Raw genomic sequence first — 14,491 nt, 5'->3', positions numbered from 1 at the left:
TAAGTCAACAAATTCAGAAATTCTATTCACTAAGTTTTCATCTGTCTCATTCAGTGCAATTTTGTTATCATTATTTACTACAACTTGATTTATTTTTAAGGGTTTAAATTGATCGGAAGTTACTTCATAATACACAGCATTATTCCCATTTGTATAATCAGCTATATTAGTCGATTCTCTAAGAATATTCCACTCTCTATTAGCTAGCAGACTATTTTCATTTTCTTGATTGTTTTTAAAAATATGCCAGCTCTCCACAACACTCCCCACTTGTGCATCAACAAGATTATTTCCACCGTTTTGACTAATAAACTGTTCATATAGATTATCGGGTGTCTCTTGTCCATTCATCTCAAACTTAAAATATGGCTTAACTTTATCTATGTTGAACGAGTCTTCTTCACTATAGATAGAAAAAACTGAAAAAAGATTGTTTCCAATCTGAGATAAAGCGGGACTTGTTAAGCTACTTGCGCCTTGACCTGGAACGTATGAAATTCCTTCCCCTGGGTGTAAAGTAAAAGCTCCTACTTAACGAAATCCGTTCGAACTCCACCATGATCCTGAAACATTAATTGTATTGCCCCAGACTATCGTACATGGAACTGTAACTTCTGTTGAAAATGTTTGATAAGTTATTCTTAATTGTAAATTGCGTGTTCCAGGTACCATAGGTGTTGTATATGGTTCAGCTAATTCGACCGTATAGTCATTTGTGTCTAATTGATTCCCATTAAACAAAACTTTATCAATCATTTGCGCCAGATCCAGCTGCACTACTGATGTCCCTAAAAGCAACTCTTGCGGTCGAACTTCAACTGCTAGATCATTAATTTTTGAATACGTATACGTTACGTCCTGTGCTGAGGTGGAAAAAGACAACTGGTCAAAATCGGAAATAAGCTGTCCACCAACGCTTGCAGAAACCTCTTGAAACGAGTAACCATCAATAATTTCAGGAACAATTAAATGAGTTTCACCTGGCATACCTTGAGTTGTTTTACTTGGCATAAGCTCATTGCCTTCTGAGTCAATAAAGTGTTCTTTAACAGTACCTAATTTAAGTTTTACAGCCTCTCCAAAACTTGGCACCTCTGTCCTGATACCATCATATGTTTTTATCGCAACATCTGCTGTACCAAAAGATATATATTCTCCACTAATATATTTTTCATAGTTGAATTTTTCACTAATTGTGTACTCAACCGTAAATATTCGCGAACCCATTACTCCATTGATTCCAGTATAGCAATTATAATATTTACTGTTTCCATTTAGAACGTCAAATCCTTCAGAAGCCAACTCTTTGTTTAACTCTTCTTTCGTCACTGTATGAGAATAAAACGCGGTACTTCCCAGAATCGTTTTAACACTCATACTTATTTCTTCGTTAATTTTCGGGTCATCTATTCCAATGAATATAGTATACGAACCGCTCCAAACAGGCACCTCAGAATCTATTTTCATAACTGTTATTTGGGTATCAATTTGCCATTCCTCAATAGTATAAGCTTCTACCACAATATTACTTATACTTCTTGTATCCTTTTCAAAATCATTCTCTGAATTTATATCCGACTCAATATCTTTAGTGCCAGTTGTTGGCACCTCAAACTTTTCATCTTCACCAGTACTCTCTTCTACCGCTAGAGTAGCTTTATCGCTCATTTCTTGTCTTGAATCGCTTGTCTCACTCTCTGAATACTCGCTTTCTTGGGCATGAACGATCATACCTAAATGATTTAAAGACATGACACAACTAATTAGTTGCACAAGCAACAACAGGAAAGAAACTTTATTTTTCACGTTGCTTCCTCCTTTCGCTATACTTAGATAGGCAGCTTAACTAGTATCGTTCTAGTCAGCTGCCATTCATTTCCTTTTAATATGGGATTAGTTTGTAGCTGATGGATCTGCCACTAATTCCCAGACAATAGAACTCGTGTAATCAGTATTGTTTTTTAGGGTATTTGCCGGAATGTCTAGCGTAACGCCATCTGTTCCCCCTTCACCATTTGCTTTTCCTATCGCCAAGGACCACAATCCGACACCTTGCGTTGATGAAGCTGTCGCAACAGCTTGTTCCGACTCATTCAATACAATTGTATTCGGATTTACGGTCGGTGCGGCTATACTCTCACTTGCATATCGAAGGCCACCAATCGACAAACTTGCTCCTTGCAGTTCATTGCCATCCGCATCTTTAAACTGCTCAGGTTGGCTCACCCGTAATTCCCATCCTTGTCGTGAAGTTCCTCGCAGATCTTCGGTCGTGACAAAAGGAACCCTACCTACTTCAGAACCATCTTCTGTCCATAACTGATCCAGTTCCGCAGAAAGCGTGACGGCACTTGCAGTATTCTTTATTGAGCCAAAAGAAAAGTCAGAGATATAATTAATTCTTAATTGCCCAGGGTTTGGATTGATTGGAATTTCCGGATCAAGCGGGTTATCTGGGTCTTCTGGGTCAGGTACAACAACGTCTGGATTATCATTTTCTACAATCGTTACGGTCCCATCTGTTGTTGCTTTGGTAGAACTATCATAACTTACTGCCTGGGCTATCAATTGATTACTCATGAACAAGCTGCCTAATAATGTTGCTGCTGCAATGGTCAAAATCTTTTTTTTCATAATATATTCCTCATTCCTTATCTTTATAATCTATTTTTATTTCTTACTTATTTTCTCTACCCTCCTTTTTATATTTATATAAAAGCAATACGGATAAGAGAACCATCCCTCCCACTATCGCTAGTATTACATAGAGTGTTTTCGAAGATTCCACCGACACATTCACTGCGCTTTGATTTAATTTTTGTGACTCTTGTGCACTGACAGTAAATTTTTTTGTGAACTCATACTCTTTTTCATCCGCTACCACTACCAGCTTTAACAGATAATTGCCGGCTTTTATAGGGCTGTCTCCCGTTGGTATTCCAAAAGAAAAATTCGAGTTGGGAGCCATACGCATATTTGAGACTTCAGAACGATACAGAACTGTCTCGCTGTCCGACCGTGTAACTTCAGATTTAACTGCTAAATCTTTTACTATTTTTGGTGCACTATTTTGTAGATTTGCTTCTATGTAATTTCGGTAATTCCGCTGACCGACACTTACATCGTTCAAATGAAGGATATTTTCAACGCCCGCTGCATTTTTCTGATTTAACAGTATACCAATTGTATAGGCGACCTCATGTGTAACTGTTTTTTCTTTTGGATGATTACTTTCTTGAGAAAATCGAATCCCACCCAATATATCACCTTGCCAGTCCGTTTCTGGAAATTGGATTTCCGCCTCTACTATCTCAGAATTTCCTGCTGGAAGAGTGAGTTTTTCTGTACTCGTGTGTACTAAATCACTTATTTTATAAACTAAACTTTCGTCATACGTCTCTTGTTGAAGATAGCTTGGCAAGCCATTTTTATTGGTAGATGCGGGATTGACTGCGACATTTATACTTATTTCTTCATCAGACGAATTTGTTACTTTAATGAACACTTTTTTTGTTGCTCCAGGTTCTTCCATAAAATGATAAAACCCTTGGCTTTCTGAATTCCCTTCACTATCTAAGGCTTCTACCGAAAAGTTATTTATGCTCTCTGCTTTAACAAGTATGTCATTGAAACAAAGTATGCCGAATGATAGAAAAACCATGGATAGATAGATCATTACTTTTTTACTCATCCCTCGATTCCTTCCTTCTTGGTATAAATTCTTTTCTTACGACTTTCTTTCTTTTTAAGAATCACCTATACTTGTGGTATCACTAATCAAACTTAGGTTTCGGTTCATCTGTACATACGTTTCATACAAGAAGTTGTAAGAACATTCACTAATTTACCAGCAGCTGAGCGAAAAGAAAAGGTCAGTTTCTGCAAATGTATTTGCAAAAACTGACCTCAAAAGATACTATACAACTATTTTCCCATACAAAAGGAGGCGGTAGTAAGATGTTAAACCTTCTACCTGTAAAAGAACAACACCTCATAAAGCTTTTAAACCTGTTAGAAAACAAAACTTATAATGCGACATCGTTACAACAGATTTTACAGATAAACTATCGAACATTAACTTCTCTGATTGCTCATACCAATCTGATAATCGCTCCTATTAAAATCGATAAAAATCAAGCGGGTTATTATCAATTAATTATCCCTCCAGCCTATTCTATACGTTACTGTTATCAGGTAATATTGGCTAATAGCATTGAATTTACTATTATTGAAGCCTGCTTTTTTGAAAAGCTTTCTTTGTTAACTCTCTCTGAGAAACTATTTATTAGTGAATCTACTCTTAAAAGAACGATCCAAAAGATTAATAGCGTACTAAAAGAGATTCATGTTCGTATTGATACTAAAACCATGCGCGTAGTCGGTGAAGAAACTCAAGTTTGTAATTTCATTATCTCCTTGATCTTAGAAAAATATAATGATTACACCGTTTTATTCGATCAAGAAATGATGGTATTCGTTGAAAACTTACTCTTTGAATGGGAAAAAGAAGCTGCTACAACCCTTCAATTTCCAGAATTAAAAAAAAATAAAACTTTGGTTACTTGTCATTTTTTACAGAATTAAACAAAATAAAGGAATCCCCTCTTCTACTTTTGACAACAAAACCAAAAGATTTTTCTCCATAGTATCTTCGATTATTTTTAGAAAAAGGCCATCTGATCTTATAGCCAATGATTTGGAAATACAATTAGTGAAAAAACTATTTTTCAAATATAGAATTTTTAATTATAATGATCTGAATGAAAAAGCTAAGACGAACAAGAAGCTTCAAGAAAAACACGAATCTTTTCTTCGTATAATCACTCAAATAGAAAAGCATTTTTCGATTTCTATAAACGAATATAAACCACAATTATTAGTTGATCTATGCAATGTAGCTATTCTACAAATTGGAAAGCCATACGTTTTATTTGATGAAACAGCTGCTTTCTTAACAAGATTATCTGATCATAACAATGGGATTTTAATAATTTTAAAAACTATTTTTAAAGAAAACCTTCAGGTTATGGAAGAATATGAATTAAATACGTATCTTTATATGTTAATCACGCATTGGCCAGACTTGTTGTTATCATTACAAAAAAATCAAGAAAAGCTGCCTGTTTCTCTGGTCTTTGATTCTGATAGCGCTAATATCTTTTTTATAAAAAATATATTAGAACTGAGCTTTCCGAACATGTTTCTTTTTACCGTTGAACAAAATTATACCCATCTTTCGGATTTAGAAAATAGAACACTGCACCAGCTAGTTATTACTAATATTCCTAATCTCACCTTACCAAATAAAGAGACTATTTGTATTTCCTTATATCCTACGGACAGAGAGTTAGAAAACATTTATCACTACTACTCCAAAAACCGAGTGAACGATATGCTAGTTGAGTGATCCTATCAAAAAATGCTTCGATAATAGATAAAATTTGATGATTACAGAGATCTCTTACAAGACCTTTCAGAAGAAGAAAACTCTGATAATCAATAACGTTCTCTCAACTTCTTCTGGTGACTGTAGATATTGTGTTTCTGCTGTAGCAGATTGACATGGGGAAACAATTCTGCTGAAAAAAGAGTAAGAAGGAATACTTTGTACGTTTTCAACAATCCAACAACCATATACCAATGGTTATGCGCTGAAAATAGCAGGGTTATACCTATAAAAACTGTCGAACCCTTGAGCTCTCAAAGTTATTTTTTCCACCCAATACATTCGATCACGAATTACATCAGAAAGAAGATTTATCCATTTCTATTCTTTCGAATGAGCTTAGAGTCACCCTCTGACAACCAATAAATGGTAAAACAAGCGAGCCGAGTGAAGGATTCGCTTGTTTATAATCAATTCTTTTTAATTTTACCTAGGATCACTTCAAATGTTTCAAAGGTATCTATGTCTAGCTAGCATAGCCACAACAAATATTTTTTCTTCTTCCATTATCGATCCCCCAAAAAAGAGCGCTGCCTGAAACTTCAATAACGGGCAGCGCAAGTCTAATTATGCAGATCTAAATATAGCATAACAAACATTTCTGAATAAAGACCAACACACAAACTATTGAAATAGATCCGAATGGCTACCTGTACGCTCAAAAATGATTGTATTATCATAGTAGTAGAAGATAACCACACAGTCACTATTTCGACCACCTACATGTACTTCCCAGCGTTTGGGAACGAAATGTTTTGGTTCTAACGAGTGAAGTTTGTACTCAGTGCCTAGCTCTTCTTCATCAATAAGTAGTTCCATAGCGACTTGTAATTTCTTTATAGGCTTACCTTGCTTAATTAACTTTTTAACATCTTTATCAAACCGTTTCGTCGTCCTATAATTCAGCATGCTCTTCCTCAAATGCTTCTTTTTTCATTCTAGTAAAATAATCGTTCACATCTTCTTGGTTGGACAAGTCACTTTTTTCTATTATTTCTTTGGTTTCTTTAAAAGCTTGCAAAGTCTCATTCGTAGGTTGATGAGTATATACTTCTTTATTCCTCAATCGGTCACCGTCTTTAATGATTTTTCTTCAGTAACTTGCTTCTTAATTCGCTTTAAAGTGGATAAAGAGATTCTCATCTTTTTTCCACGTCTCTCATACTGTGCGTTTCCATTAGCTCTAATGCCAGTTTGTAATGATTATTCAGTACACGTTTTGGACGACCTTCTTTATAGTTCTTTTGATTGGCTCTATGCGATTGTTTACCCTCTTGTGTTCGGGTAACGATTAAATTTCGTTCAAACCGCGCAAAACTTCCAAGCATGTTCATCATCAGTGTCTGCATTGAAACATTTTTATTTGATTCAAAGGTGAGGGAGTTATCTAAAAAAGTAATGTTTACGCCAGAGCTGTTCAACTTAGATATAATGCCATTTAAATCGACAATAATTCGAGCCAAACGATCAATTTTCGTCACTAAGACGAGATCACCTTTTTCTACTATTGATAGTAGTTCTTCTAATTCTTTTCTACCTTCTTTTTTGTACCCGTATATTTTTCACTAAAGATTTTATCAGTACTAGCATCTTCTAATTTAAAAATTTGCGTTTTGTAATCTTAATTGCTGGCACTGTATTAGCATAGCCGTAAATTGCCAAATTTCGCTCACTCTTTCTGGACATAAGTTTCTGACACCTGTCAAAGTCAAGTATATCAACCCAATGTGAAAGGAGGCGTGACATAAGTTAACTAGTTACGCTTTCCAAAAAATAAGGAGCACTCGGAAATCATAAGATTTTTCGAGTGCTCCTTATTTTTTTTATTCATTTACTACAAATTATCTTCTAATCAATCAAGCAACTCCAAATAAAGAAAGTAAAATTCCTAACACTACAACTAAGGCAATTAGTAATGCAAAATTCATCTTTTTCTTTGATAACAACCAAAAACATAGCAAGGTGAACGCAAGGGGAACTATCCCTACAAAAATTTGATCTAGAACGTCTTGAACAACTAACTGTTGGCCACCACCAAGATTAAATTTCAAGGTCGTTTGAAGAGAAACATTGCTTGCCGTCATTCCACCCATCATAATTAAACCTAGAATGCTTGCCGCTTTTGTCAATACATTAATCATTCCAGAGGAATACAACTCTTCAATATATTTTGCACCCACAGTAAAACCGAATTTCGTCAATTGCCAACGTGTAATCAATGATGGAATATTATAAACTAAGAGAAATATTAACGGTGCTAAAGGATTTCCTTGCTCGCCAAATGTCATTGCTATTCCTGCGGCTACTACACGAAGTACGCCCCAAAAAAGAGTATCTCCAATTCCTGAAAAGGGGCCCATTAAACTAGCTTTTACCGTATTAATTGAATCAGCATTAAAGTCCTCCTTTTCACTATTTTCCTTTTCCATGGAAGCTGCTAATCCCATAATAAATGTTCCAACATTCGAAGTCGCATTATACCAAGCGATATGACGTTTTAATGCTGCTGTGCGATCTTCCTGTGTTTTATAGTACTTATTAATAAACGGCATCATAGCATAACAAAAACCGCTACCACCTTGTTTGGCGTAATTAAAAGGTGCAAATACTGTACATGATCTAAAAAAAATCGACTTCAGCATCTTTTTTTCATCGTTAGAAACCATTAAATTTTCGCTCATGATAAAAAGTCCTCCTCCTCTAACTCTGTCACATCTCCTTCAACTGTTGATGGCACTCCTGATTGTTTTATCTTTAATACTTCTTGGTCAATACCAACTTGAACAACTGCTACAATCACTCCTAAAGTTGCTACTGCAATCAAAGGTAGTTTCAAGTAAGCAACGCAGAGAAAACCTAATACATAATAAACAGCTAGTTTGTTCGACCAAACCATTTTCAGTAGCATGGCAAATCCAACTGCTGGTAACAATCCAGCTACCACACCAAGCCCGTTTGTAATAAATTCTGGTAAATTATTAACAAAATTTGATACTGGAGTTGCTCCAGCTAATACGGCAATAAAAATTACGATAGCAAATACAAGATATTTAAAAAGCCAAACACCATAATGCAAAAATACTATTCTTTTTTCGTCTCCAGCTTCAGCAGCTTTATCAAAAGCACTTCCAAATCCCGCACATAGAATATTCATTCCAATTTCCAATAATCCACCCAGAAGACCTAGCGGAACAGCAATTGCTAGTGCGAATTTTGCATCTCCACCACTTAAAATAGCAAATGCAATAGCAAGTGTCGTACCGAATGAAGGGTTAAGAGAAACAGCACCACCCACGTTGACAGCTCCAATGAATAGAGCTTGCAATGCCGCCCCTAAAACTAACCCAGTGTGAAGATCTCCCAATAATAGACCTACAAGTGGCCCCACAACAATTGGTTGATCTGCCATATTTTGAGCGAGTAACCAATTTCCGCCAAAGCAAATGAAATAGGCAATTGCGCATAATAATGCCGCAGTTAATGTAGACATAAGCATTTCCTCCCTTTATTTATTATTTAACATTTCTTCAATTTTTTTCTCTGAATTATCTGGAATTATTTGATGAACAATCTTCAAATTAGGAATTTTGATCAATCGATCTAATGCCTCCTGCTCCTTCTTGCTAAGCAAAATTGATGAACCTAAGGCCATTTTTTGCTCTTTAGGAACTCCATCGAACCGCCCAACATTAGCTAGATTGACTCGTTCGATCACAGTCCCTAAAGCTTGTGCCAATCTTTCAGCATCAGTCACATTTCCAACAATGACCATAAGATTGGCTTCTTGTGCTTTAGGATTGCTAAAAAAATCAATGGTTTCGTCAACCGACCTAATTAATGCTTTAATATCAGAAGGCAAAGCCATTTTTAAAGACATTTGTTGCGTCTTGTCTTGACTCGCAGCATCACTCGCAACTACAATTCTTTTTATCCCTAAGGCTTTAGGCCAAGTTAAAGCTATTTGCCCATGGATTAGTCGATCATCTACTCGTAAATCTTTAATCATATCGTTTCCCTCGTTCCTTTTCTAAATAAAATTTTCTTCATCAGTATCATCACTTTCGATATTCACCAATGATAATTCTTTACGACACTTTTCAATAATGTCTTCTACGACAGATATGGATAACTGATTTCCATACAGTATGATTTCAAGTATAACTGGTAAATTGAATCCAGTTATTAAATGAAACTCATATCTATTCTTATAAGAAAATATTTTTTGGTTTACACTACCGCCAAATAAATCGGTAAACACAACATATTCATCATCCGAATTAAACTCAGAGAAAAATTCATCCATTTTAAGTGTAAAATCACTTTCATCTACATAAGCATCAATTACTGAAATTTCTGGCCGCTCTCCGATTAATAATTTTAAGCTTTCATTTATTCCAGAAGCGAAGGTACTATGTGTTGCAATTAATATATATCGCATTTTTCCATCTCCTTTTAAATCTACTGAATTTTTATAGAAAAATACCTAACTTAATTCCATCCATTCTAATATTAGTTTCCATTGCCTTGTTAATATCCTTCAAATCAAAACGATGAGTAATCAGCTCTTCAATTGGCCATCCTTGCTGTTTTGTTTCTTTCAAGAAATCGCAAGCATGAAGCCAGTCGCTGGATTGATAAGTCCACGAGCCTACCACTTTAATTTCTTTATTACAAATATCAAAATGCGGATTATAGGTTGCTTCACCATTGTTAACAAAGAACCCTAGTTCACACATACCACCGCCACGGCGCACATACTTCCAAACGGAGGATGCGGCTTTAGGAGAACCTGTGCACTGAAATGCAAACTCTGCTCCTTTTAAATCAGTAATCTGCATAACTTCCTCTATCGGATCTTCTGATTTTTGCACATTGACTGTATAACGAGCTCCTAGCTTTTTAGCGAGTTCAAGTCTTTGTTCATCTCCATCTACAGCAATAATATTTCTTACACCCATTGTACGAACTAAACTAAGTAATAATAATCCAATTGGACCACAACCTTGAATCAGAACACTTGAAGTATGTTTAAAATTGTAGATTTCCTTTGCTTTTTCTACTGCATGAACCACTACAGCCGCAGGCTCAATCAACATTCGTAAGTTCATATCCATCTCACTTACATTAAAAATAACACTATCATCATTTATCTTGATATACTCTCCAAACCAGCCATTAAAGAAGTGTTTTTCGCCTGGGAGTAGACCATAAATTGCTCCTTCTTCACACAAATGGATATTTTTTGGATCATTCTTACAGATATCACATTCACCACAAGGTTTCAATCCACTTACAATTTTGTCCCCAACTTTTAATGGCTTACCATAGTAATCCTGTTTGACATTCTTCCCCAATTTCACAATTTCTCCGGTACCTTCATGTCCTAAATGAATGGGTATATATCCAAAAGGATCATCCTTATATTCATGAACGTCAGTTCCGCAAATACCACAAGCTTCCACCTTAACTAGTATTTCGTCATCATTGATAGTGGGAATACTCAATTGTTTAATTTCAATTTCCCTTTCACCAGTCAAAACAGCAATCTTAGCTTTTTTTGTCATTTAACTTCCTCCTTAGTTTATGCTTTATTTGATGAGCCAAAAACTTTAATTTTTGATGCAATATTTTCTTTTACTAACTCAATTGTTTTCATATCAACATCAAAAAGAAAAGCAATATCTTTTTGGTTTAAGTAGGTTCTTAGACCGTTTGTTACTTCATAAGCCATGGTAGAATAGTAATTGATTTTAGTAATCCCATTCTCAATCGATTTTCTGTATTCTTCATTGCTTAATCCTGAACCGCCATGCATGACTAAAGGTTTGTTTGTTGCTTGTCTAATCTCTGCAATTCTGCCAAAGTTTAAATTCGGCTCAGCTTTGTACAATCCATGAACCGTTCCGAAAGCTATGGCTAAAGCATCAACATTTGCTTGTTCTACAAAATTGCTAGCTTCTTTCACACTAGTGTAAGTATCATCCATATTTTGATAATCTAATGCTCCGCTTCCGTCCTCTGCATTCATTACACCTAATTCAGCCTCTACAGATACATCTAATGCTTTGGCAATCTTCAATACTTCTTGGGTTCTCTTCACATTTTCAGAAAAAGGTTGAGTTGATGCATCAACCATAACTGACGTAAATCCTAAATGCATAGCTTTAATGATTGTGTCAAAATTCTCTCCATGATCCAAATGGACACAAATTGGAACTGTTGAATTTTCTGCTAACTCCAAATACATAGAAGCAGCTTGTTCAATAGAAATATATTTGCTGTGTACTTCAGCAAATTGCAGAATTGCAGGTGAGTTTTCTGATTCCGCAGCTGCAACAATCCCTCTCGCTGTATTTAAATCTGTTGCATTGAAAGCACCTACAGCATATTTCTCTTTTTTTGCTTTTTCTAAAATTGTGTTCAAGTTCACTAACATGATATCTACAACCTCTCAAATTCAATATATTTGGAACAAACAAAGAATACCATGAATAAATGCGCTTACATACACTTGATTGTCATGGTGGGAAATGAGCAAAAAATGTGATTGAAGATGCTCAATAACTATCATGATAGGAATGGATATAATAAAATTCCATGTGGAATACTTCCAAACAAATAAAACAGGGTTGCTATATCAGCTTTTATATAAAAATCATTGATTTAAGAAATTACTATGGCATACTTAAAACATCTAATTTGATCGATCTTGGTCAATACTGGAACTTATTTTAAGCTACCATTGATTCATTTCATAGTTTAATGAAAAAAGGAATTTAGTAGCATCTAAAAATGTGCTTTTTACGAAATAAAACGTTAGGAGGAACTAGCCAATGGAAGATAGAAGAAATAGAATTATGGAGCTGATAAAAAAAAGAAAATATATTTCAATTGATTTTTTAACATCTGAGTTGCATTTCAGTGCAAGCACCATTCGCAGAGATCTATCATATCTTGAAGACTTAAATCTTATTAGGCGGACATCAGGTGGTGCTATCTTAGTAAAGGAAGACTTAATTGAGAACCCACAACTATTTAAATATGAAACACATAAAGGAGAAAAAAGGATAATAGCAGAGTTAGCCCTTGATTTTGTTGAAGACTATGCAACTATTTTCTTAGACTCCAGTTCTACAAGTCAGATATTTAGTGAAAAATTGAACAAAAGAAAGAATCTAACAATTTTCAGTACTAACTTAACTACCGCTATGAAAGTTGAAGCAAGAAAAAAAAATCATGCCTATTGTATTGGCGGATTAGTAAATGATGGGAAAGTTGGAGGATCACTCTGTGAGCAAATGACATCAAATATTGTAGTTGATTGTGCCTTCATCTCTTGCAGAGGATTTGACACAAAATTTGGTGCTTCAGATCTTTTGGAAGAAGAAGCTGGGATTAAAAAAATAATTAAGAAAAATGCAAAAAAAGTAATTCTACTGGTTGATAGCTCTAAATTTAATAAATCCTATAGTTTTAAAAGTTTAGGTATTGATGATATAGATCATCTGATCACTGACAGAAAACCACCTGAGAATTTCAAGGTCCTCGATAGTTACTTCGAAACATTATACTGGAATGACTAAAAATTTAGACATCATACAAAAGAAAGTTGATACACCTATGTTTCACAATTAGGAAGAAGGGGATCAGTATTTTCATTTATAGATCTTTTTCGTGTATTACAGATTTTCAACTTCATTCACATCGTAATGTATATCTAAAAAATAAAACTTGTGTCTTAAAAAAACAACGGGAAAAGCGACTAGTGGACCGAAAATTTTCTGTCCACTAGTCTTATCTTTATTTATTTTTATAAATATCACCGATTGTTGTTTATCCAATACTTTTCGATTTAGAGACAACATTTTTTAGTTATTGAAAAAAATTAACCCACCTATGAAATATCTAGATATAACTTATAATCACAAAAAAACTATTTATCGAATAGAAAGTGATGGCGCTCGTCAATTTAAATTGGTGCAGTTTATCTCTAAAAGTCACACTAAAATATTCAGATTGATAATTACGCCATTTAGATAAATAAAAATTGTGCCACTTAAAAAGAAAAGTGACAGCTCAAAAAGAAATGTGCATTTCTCTTAGAGCCACAATGGATAGCGCCTGTTTAACCAATGAGACACAACCTGCTTGTGTCTCATTGTAACTTAACAAAGATATACCTGTAGTACACCAAGATTTGATTTAAAAGATCTACAGAGAGTATCCTAATAGTTATCATTAGATTTTACATTGTTAAAATTGTTTAAACATCTTTGATAGGTACCTTTCATTGTTTGACAACTATTTAAATCATCAAATTTCTCGACTTATATCAATTCCTTAAATCGATATAACTTCTCAATTAAAAAATCAGCGTAAATAGATTTTAGAACTAAAAAAACATGGATGAAGTTACTCAACCATGTTTTTTGGAAAATAATTATCTGAAGCCAATTCTAACTTTGTAAAGTCACAATATGAAAACAAAACTCGATTTTCTGTTTTTTGCTTTAAATAAAGTTTTGTTGCTTTACTTAAAATCTTTTCTTTAATATTTAAACAAAAATTATATTCTTTTGTAAATAAATCTTGATATTGCTGATCCAAATTAGAAAACTCGATTTTTGTACATACACCATCAATAACTGGAATCATCTTTTTAATATCTAAGATAGCCAAAATATGTATTTTCTTCCCATTTACGGGATCTTTATAGACATCATTTGAAAAATTAACGTTCTCATCTACATATTCGTAAATAAGAAAATGAGAATTTGATGTATTATTCCATTTCCTATGTTTTACCTTAGCAGAAGATAACGGTATAGCATATTTATAATTTCCAATACCTATCATTATTCCTACAAAAGGTTTATACGTACTATTATAATTAGGATGATAATATACCTCAGAATCTTTGCTATTAAGGTATTGTAAGTAACTAGAATCTAATGTATAGAAACTAAAATCTAAAAATCGATATCCATATCCATATTTTCACCTACAAAAAAAGAGTATATCCTCTTTAACTTTAATGTTCCATCC

General features: G+C 34.3%; 15 protein-coding genes and 2 pseudogenes. 3 read left to right on the top strand and 14 right to left on the bottom strand.

The genetic code is table 11. The annotated features are described in order from the left end of the window. The 4 genes from FJU10_RS18700 to FJU10_RS18685 form a co-directional block, all read right to left on the bottom strand. Positions 1–351 (bottom strand): hypothetical protein (locus FJU10_RS18700; protein ID WP_140966707.1); only part of this gene is annotated, 351 nt, incomplete at its 3' end. Between the two features lie 180 nt (positions 352–531). Beyond that, positions 532–1,806: a MucBP domain-containing protein gene (locus tag FJU10_RS18695; protein ID WP_140966706.1), complete on the bottom strand. Its 1,275-nt coding sequence runs from the start codon at positions 1,804–1,806 to the stop codon at positions 532–534. Positions 1,807–1,893: 87 nt separating this feature from the next. Further along, the gene (locus FJU10_RS18690) at positions 1,894–2,634 is read right to left on the bottom strand and encodes a WxL domain-containing protein (RefSeq protein ID WP_140966705.1); all 741 of its coding nucleotides are present in this window, start codon (positions 2,632–2,634) and stop codon (positions 1,894–1,896) included. Positions 2,635–2,677: 43 nt separating this feature from the next. After that, positions 2,678–3,691 carry a DUF916 and DUF3324 domain-containing protein gene (locus tag FJU10_RS18685; protein WP_223273154.1) on the bottom strand — a complete coding sequence of 338 codons (1,014 nt, stop codon included), beginning with the start codon at positions 3,689–3,691 and terminating at the stop codon, positions 2,678–2,680. 266 nt (positions 3,692–3,957) lie between these two features. Here FJU10_RS18685 and FJU10_RS18680 point away from each other — a divergent pair, with 266 nt between their 5' ends. Next, positions 3,958–4,584, top strand: a complete 627-nt coding sequence (locus tag FJU10_RS18680) for a helix-turn-helix domain-containing protein (protein WP_189372416.1) — start codon at positions 3,958–3,960, stop codon at positions 4,582–4,584. Between the two features lie 127 nt (positions 4,585–4,711). Further along, a complete protein-coding gene (locus tag FJU10_RS18675; RefSeq protein WP_140966703.1) occupies positions 4,712–5,407 on the top strand; it encodes a hypothetical protein in 696 nt (231 codons plus the stop codon). A 663-nt stretch (positions 5,408–6,070) separates the two neighbouring features. On the opposite strand, the gene FJU10_RS18670 is transcribed toward FJU10_RS18675, so the two are convergent. The 9 genes and pseudogenes from FJU10_RS18670 to FJU10_RS18635 form a co-directional block, all read right to left on the bottom strand. Further along, a complete protein-coding gene (locus FJU10_RS18670; protein WP_140966702.1) occupies positions 6,071–6,355 on the bottom strand; it encodes a type II toxin-antitoxin system YafQ family toxin in 285 nt (94 codons plus the stop codon). After that, positions 6,342–6,512, bottom strand: coding sequence for a hypothetical protein (locus FJU10_RS19140; protein ID WP_189372413.1), 171 nt, complete (start codon positions 6,510–6,512; stop codon positions 6,342–6,344). Before FJU10_RS19140 ends, FJU10_RS18670 begins: the two co-directional genes overlap by 14 nt. Next, a pseudogene (locus tag FJU10_RS18665) lies at positions 6,509–7,132 on the bottom strand (recombinase family protein). Before FJU10_RS18665 ends, FJU10_RS19140 begins: the two are co-directional and overlap by 4 nt. A 170-nt stretch (positions 7,133–7,302) precedes the next feature. After that, a complete protein-coding gene (locus FJU10_RS18660) occupies positions 7,303–8,127 on the bottom strand; it encodes a PTS system mannose/fructose/sorbose family transporter subunit IID (RefSeq protein ID WP_140966701.1) in 825 nt (274 codons plus the stop codon). Continuing rightward, a complete protein-coding gene (locus FJU10_RS18655) occupies positions 8,124–8,936 on the bottom strand; it encodes a PTS mannose/fructose/sorbose/N-acetylgalactosamine transporter subunit IIC (RefSeq protein WP_189372411.1) in 813 nt (270 codons plus the stop codon). The genes FJU10_RS18660 and FJU10_RS18655 overlap by 4 nt, the downstream gene beginning before the upstream one ends. A 15-nt stretch (positions 8,937–8,951) precedes the next feature. Then, a complete protein-coding gene (locus FJU10_RS18650; RefSeq protein WP_140966699.1) occupies positions 8,952–9,452 on the bottom strand; it encodes a PTS system mannose/fructose/N-acetylgalactosamine-transporter subunit IIB in 501 nt (166 codons plus the stop codon). 21 nt (positions 9,453–9,473) lie between these two features. Further along, on the bottom strand, positions 9,474–9,884 hold the full coding sequence (locus FJU10_RS18645) for a PTS sugar transporter subunit IIA (RefSeq protein ID WP_140966698.1): 411 nt from the start codon (positions 9,882–9,884) through the stop codon (positions 9,474–9,476). Positions 9,885–9,915: 31 nt separating this feature from the next. Then, positions 9,916–11,010, bottom strand: coding sequence for a zinc-dependent alcohol dehydrogenase (locus tag FJU10_RS18640; RefSeq protein WP_140966697.1), 1,095 nt, complete (start codon positions 11,008–11,010; stop codon positions 9,916–9,918). A gap of 17 nt (positions 11,011–11,027) precedes the next feature. Further along, positions 11,028–11,882: a class II fructose-bisphosphate aldolase gene (locus FJU10_RS18635; RefSeq protein WP_223273153.1), complete on the bottom strand. Its 855-nt coding sequence runs from the start codon at positions 11,880–11,882 to the stop codon at positions 11,028–11,030. A 397-nt stretch (positions 11,883–12,279) separates the two neighbouring features. On the opposite strand from FJU10_RS18635, the gene FJU10_RS18630 reads away from it, so the two are divergent. After that, the gene (locus FJU10_RS18630; RefSeq protein WP_140966695.1) at positions 12,280–13,029 is read left to right on the top strand and encodes a DeoR/GlpR family DNA-binding transcription regulator; all 750 of its coding nucleotides are present in this window, start codon (positions 12,280–12,282) and stop codon (positions 13,027–13,029) included. Positions 13,030–13,858: 829 nt separating this feature from the next. Here FJU10_RS18630 and FJU10_RS18625 read toward each other — a convergent pair. After that, positions 13,859–14,398: pseudogene (locus FJU10_RS18625) on the bottom strand (type III toxin-antitoxin system ToxN/AbiQ family toxin); the annotation flags it as partial. Between the last annotated feature and the right edge of the window lie 93 nt (positions 14,399–14,491).

The sequence above is a fragment of the Enterococcus sp. OL5 genome, assembly GCF_006491895.1.
Taxonomy (GTDB): domain Bacteria; phylum Bacillota; class Bacilli; order Lactobacillales; family Enterococcaceae; genus Enterococcus_D; species Enterococcus_D innesii.
The sequence above is the reverse complement of the archived record's forward strand: the minus strand, read 5'-3'. Positions and strand labels throughout refer to the sequence as shown.

What these genes read in the sequence shown, in the direction of transcription:
- FJU10_RS18690 (WP_140966705.1), bottom strand. Translation starts at nt 2,634, where the DNA reads ATGAAAAAAAAGATTTTGACCATTGCAGCAGCAACATTATTAGGCAGC.
- FJU10_RS18685 (WP_223273154.1), bottom strand. Translation starts at nt 3,691, where the DNA reads ATGAGTAAAAAAGTAATGATCTATCTATCCATGGTTTTTCTATCATTC.
- FJU10_RS18680 (WP_189372416.1), top strand. Translation starts at nt 3,958, where the DNA reads ATGTTAAACCTTCTACCTGTAAAAGAACAACACCTCATAAAGCTTTTA.
- FJU10_RS18670 (WP_140966702.1), bottom strand. Translation starts at nt 6,355, where the DNA reads ATGCTGAATTATAGGACGACGAAACGGTTTGATAAAGATGTTAAAAAG.
- FJU10_RS18660 (WP_140966701.1), bottom strand. Translation starts at nt 8,127, where the DNA reads ATGAGCGAAAATTTAATGGTTTCTAACGATGAAAAAAAGATGCTGAAG.
- FJU10_RS18655 (WP_189372411.1), bottom strand. Translation starts at nt 8,936, where the DNA reads ATGTCTACATTAACTGCGGCATTATTATGCGCAATTGCCTATTTCATT.
- FJU10_RS18650 (WP_140966699.1), bottom strand. Translation starts at nt 9,452, where the DNA reads ATGATTAAAGATTTACGAGTAGATGATCGACTAATCCATGGGCAAATA.
- FJU10_RS18645 (WP_140966698.1), bottom strand. Translation starts at nt 9,884, where the DNA reads ATGCGATATATATTAATTGCAACACATAGTACCTTCGCTTCTGGAATA.
- FJU10_RS18640 (WP_140966697.1), bottom strand. Translation starts at nt 11,010, where the DNA reads ATGACAAAAAAAGCTAAGATTGCTGTTTTGACTGGTGAAAGGGAAATT.
- FJU10_RS18635 (WP_223273153.1), bottom strand. Translation starts at nt 11,882, where the DNA reads ATGTTAGTGAACTTGAACACAATTTTAGAAAAAGCAAAAAAAGAGAAA.
- FJU10_RS18630 (WP_140966695.1), top strand. Translation starts at nt 12,280, where the DNA reads ATGGAAGATAGAAGAAATAGAATTATGGAGCTGATAAAAAAAAGAAAA.